The sequence below is a fragment of the Xanthomonas sp. SHU 166 genome, assembly GCF_000364685.1.
Taxonomy (GTDB): domain Bacteria; phylum Pseudomonadota; class Gammaproteobacteria; order Xanthomonadales; family Xanthomonadaceae; genus Xanthomonas_A; species Xanthomonas_A sontii.
The window spans coordinates 1-3159 of the sequence record NZ_AQOJ01000171.1 but is presented as its reverse complement, the minus strand read 5'-3'; the positions used below and the strand labels follow the sequence as shown (position 1 = coordinate 3159).

Annotated in this window: 5 protein-coding genes; 3 read left to right on the top strand and 2 right to left on the bottom strand. The window is 71.0% G+C overall.

What is annotated here, in order from left to right; genetic code table 11:
* Nucleotides 1-472: alpha/beta fold hydrolase (locus tag D180_RS06270; RefSeq protein ID WP_043090563.1), on the bottom strand; the 472-nt coding region annotated here is incomplete at its 3' end.
* On the bottom strand, nucleotides 469-1428 hold the full coding sequence (gene hemH / locus D180_RS06265) for a ferrochelatase (RefSeq protein ID WP_017912113.1): 960 nt from the start codon (nucleotides 1426-1428) through the stop codon (nucleotides 469-471). The genes hemH and D180_RS06270, both read right to left, overlap by 4 nt.
* Before the next feature lie 167 nt (nucleotides 1429-1595).
* On the opposite strand from hemH, the gene D180_RS06260 reads away from it, so the two are divergent.
* From D180_RS06260 to tatB, 3 genes are all read left to right on the top strand, one after another.
* Complete coding sequence (locus tag D180_RS06260; protein WP_017912112.1) at nucleotides 1596-2495, top strand: YSC84-related protein; 900 nt, start codon at nucleotides 1596-1598, stop codon at nucleotides 2493-2495.
* A 125-nt stretch (nucleotides 2496-2620) separates the two neighbouring features.
* Nucleotides 2621-2851, top strand: coding sequence for a Sec-independent protein translocase subunit TatA (gene tatA / locus D180_RS06255; protein ID WP_010340619.1), 231 nt, complete (start codon nucleotides 2621-2623; stop codon nucleotides 2849-2851).
* 15 nt (nucleotides 2852-2866) lie between these two features.
* Nucleotides 2867-3159, top strand: a 293-nt coding sequence (tatB, locus tag D180_RS06250; protein ID WP_017912111.1) for a Sec-independent protein translocase protein TatB, incomplete at its 3' end; no start/stop codon positions are given.

The following is a 3159-nucleotide window of genomic DNA, read 5'->3' as shown; positions in this document are numbered from 1 at the left end:
AGACGCGCAACGGCGTGGCGGTGGCACGGCGGGTACTGGCGACGCTGTTGCGCAGCCGTTCCACCGCGCCCGCCTCGCTCTCGGCCAGGCCGCCCAGCATCTCGATCGCCACGAACTTCTCGATGCGTTGCGGCGCCGCGGCGGCCAGCAGGCTGGCGATGGCCGCACCCATCGAATGGCCGATCAGCACGAAGCGCTCCCAGCCCAGCGCATCGGCCGCGTCCAGCACCGGGTGCAAGGCGCTGGCCAGCAGGTATTCGGCACCATCGGGCAGGTCGCTGCTGTGGCCATGGCCGGGCAGGTCCAGCATCACCAGGTCCAGCTGCGGCAGGTGCCGGCTCAGCGGCACGAAGCTGGCGGCGTTGTCGAGCCAGCCGTGCAAGGCCAGCGCCTTGGGCCCCTGCGGGTCGCCGCTGCGCAGTCCGGCCAGCGCGCCCACCCGCGACGGGCAGGCAAAAGCACGCAAACTCATGCGGCGCGGGCCGCCAGTTGCGCCAGCGCGCGCGCGTGCGCCGGGGCGTCGTTGAGACAGGGGATGTAGCGCACCTGCATGCCGCGTTCGGCGCAGGTCTCGACGAAGCCCATCGCCACTTCTTCCAGGGTTTCCAGGCAGTCGGTGGCGAAGCCGGGACAGAGTACGTCCACCTGCTTGACCCCCTGCCCGGCAAGCTCCCACAGCCGCGGCTCGGCGTACGGGCGCAGCCAGCGCTCGGCGCCGAAGCGCGACTGGTAGCCGAGCTCCCACTGGCCCGCCTCCAGGCCCAGTGCGGTGGCGATCGCCTGCGCGCTGGCTTCGCAGCGCTGCGGGTAGGGATCGCCGTTGTTGGCCACGCGCTGCGGCAGGCCGTGGAAGGAGAAGAACAGGCGCTCGCCGCGGCCATGCTGCGCCCAGTGCGCACGCACGCTGTCGGCCACCGCCGCGACCCAGGCCGGGTCGGTCGGGTAGTCCTCGATCAGGTGCACCGGCAGCTGCGGATGGCGCGCCTGCCAGGCCTGCACCACGTCCTCGATCGAGGCGGTGGTGGTGGTCGAATACTGCGGGTACAGCGGCAGCACCACGATCCGGCGCACGCCCGCCTCGCGCAGCGCGTCCAGGGCCGGCGCCAGCGCCGGCGCGCCGTAGCGCATCGCCCAGGCCACGCGGTGCCCGGGCAGCTCGCGCTGCATGCCCTCGGCCAGGCGGCGGGTGTACACCGCCAGCGGCGAGCCGTCCGCCAGCCACACCTGGGCGTATTTCTCCGCCGATTTCGGCGAGCGCCGCGGCAGGATCACCCAGTGCAGCAGCGGCCACCAGAACAGCCGCGGGATCGCGACCACGCGCTTGTCGCCAAGGAACTCGGCCAGGTAACGGGCGACCGCAGGCGCGGTCGGCGCCTCGGGCGTGCCTAGATTCACCACCAGGATGGCGGTCTCGGGTGCGTCGGACATGCGCGCATTGTGGCAGAGCGCGCGCGTTGCGGCGTGTCGATCCGTTCGATCGCGGCGATCGACGGCGCCTGCATGCGGTGCCGGCACCACTCATTGCCGATTCATTGCCCTGTGACTAAGTTCAAGGACTTGCAGTATCTTGCTGCGGACCTATTTCGGAGCCCGCCATGCCCCTCCTGCCGCGCCTCGCCCTGTTGTTGAGCCCCCTGTTGTTCGTCGGCCACGCCGTGGCCGGACCGGAAGAGGACGAGCGCGCCCGCAACGCGCTGCGCGTGCTGACCGACATCCAGAAGATTCCCGAGCAGGCCATCCCCGACAAGCTGCTCGACGAGGGCCGCGCCATCGTGGTGATCCCGGATACGCTCAAGGCCGGCCTGGTGATCGGCGGGCGCCGCGGCCACGGCCTGATGTCGGTCAAGCGCCCCGACGGCACCTGGTCCAACCCGGTGTTCGTCAAGCTCACCGGCGGCAGCATCGGCTTCCAGGTCGGTGTGCAGTCCTCCGACGTGGTGCTGGTGTTCCGCAACGACCGCAGCCTGGACAACATCGTCAACGGCAAGTTCACCCTCGGCGCCGATGCCGGCGTCGCCGCCGGCCCGGTCGGGCGCAACGCCGCCGCCGCCACCGACGGCCAGCTCAAGGCCGAGATCTGGTCGTGGTCGCGCGCGCGCGGCCTGTTCGCCGGCGTCGCCCTGGATGGCGCCGCGCTGCAGATCGACGATGCCGCCGACCTCAACGCCTACGGCAGCAACACCACTCCGCGGATGATCTTCGAGGGCCGCACCACCAACCGGCCGTCCAACGACATCGTCGCCTTCCGCGACAAGCTCGAGGAAGCCACCTACGCCGCGCGGCAGAGCCGTGGCACCGACAGCAACGGCAGCCCGGGCGCCGCCCCGGCACCGGCGGCCATGCCGGCGCCGCAGGCCACGCCGGAACCGACCGCCGCGCCCGACGCTGCTGCCAGCACCGTGCCCCTGCAGGGCCAGGCGCAACCGGCGCAGCAGGGCTTCCAGCCGGTGTCCGACGGCGAGATCCGCACCGAGAAGCTCGACGGCGATCGCTGAGCGCGGTTCCCAACGCCACCTGTCCATCGCGCCGTGCAGGCCTGCCTGCACGGCCGGGAGAGGTAACGCGGCGCGGCGCGGTGCGTTATCCTGCGGGTTCCTTACGACTTTTCTGCGAGCGGATCATGGGCAGTCTTAGCATCTGGCACTGGCTGGTGGTGCTGGTGATCGTGCTGCTGGTGTTCGGCACCAAGCGGCTGACGAGCGGCGCCAAGGATCTGGGCAACGCGGTCAAGGAATTCAAGAAAGGCATGCGCGACGACGACAAGCCCGCCGGCCAGCTCGGCGACGAGACGCGCAGCAGCAGCGAGCCGTCCCGCCAGACCCAGGCCGAGCGCGACCGCGACGCGCACTGACGGGACCCCGCCGGCGTGTTCGATATCGGATTCAGCGAACTGCTGGTGATCGCGGTGGTGGCCCTGGTGGTGCTCGGTCCCGAGCGCCTGCCCAAGGCGGCGCGCTTCGCCGGGTTGTGGGTACGCCGCGCCCGCGCGCAGTGGGACTCGGTGAAACAGGAACTGGAACGCGAACTGGAAGCCGAGGAACTCAAGCGCAGCCTGCACGACGTGCAGAACTCGCTGCGCCAGGCCGAGACCCAGTTTCGCGATGGCAGCGAGGAACTGCAGCGGCAGACCGAGGCGCTGCGCCGCGAGATCGATCCGAA

Coding starts and splice junctions, on each gene's coding strand:
- hemH (WP_017912113.1), bottom strand. CDS start 1,428: ATGTCCGACGCACCCGAGACCGCCATCCTGGTGGTGAATCTAGGCACG.
- D180_RS06260 (WP_017912112.1), top strand. CDS start 1,596: ATGCCCCTCCTGCCGCGCCTCGCCCTGTTGTTGAGCCCCCTGTTGTTC.
- tatA (WP_010340619.1), top strand. CDS start 2,621: ATGGGCAGTCTTAGCATCTGGCACTGGCTGGTGGTGCTGGTGATCGTG.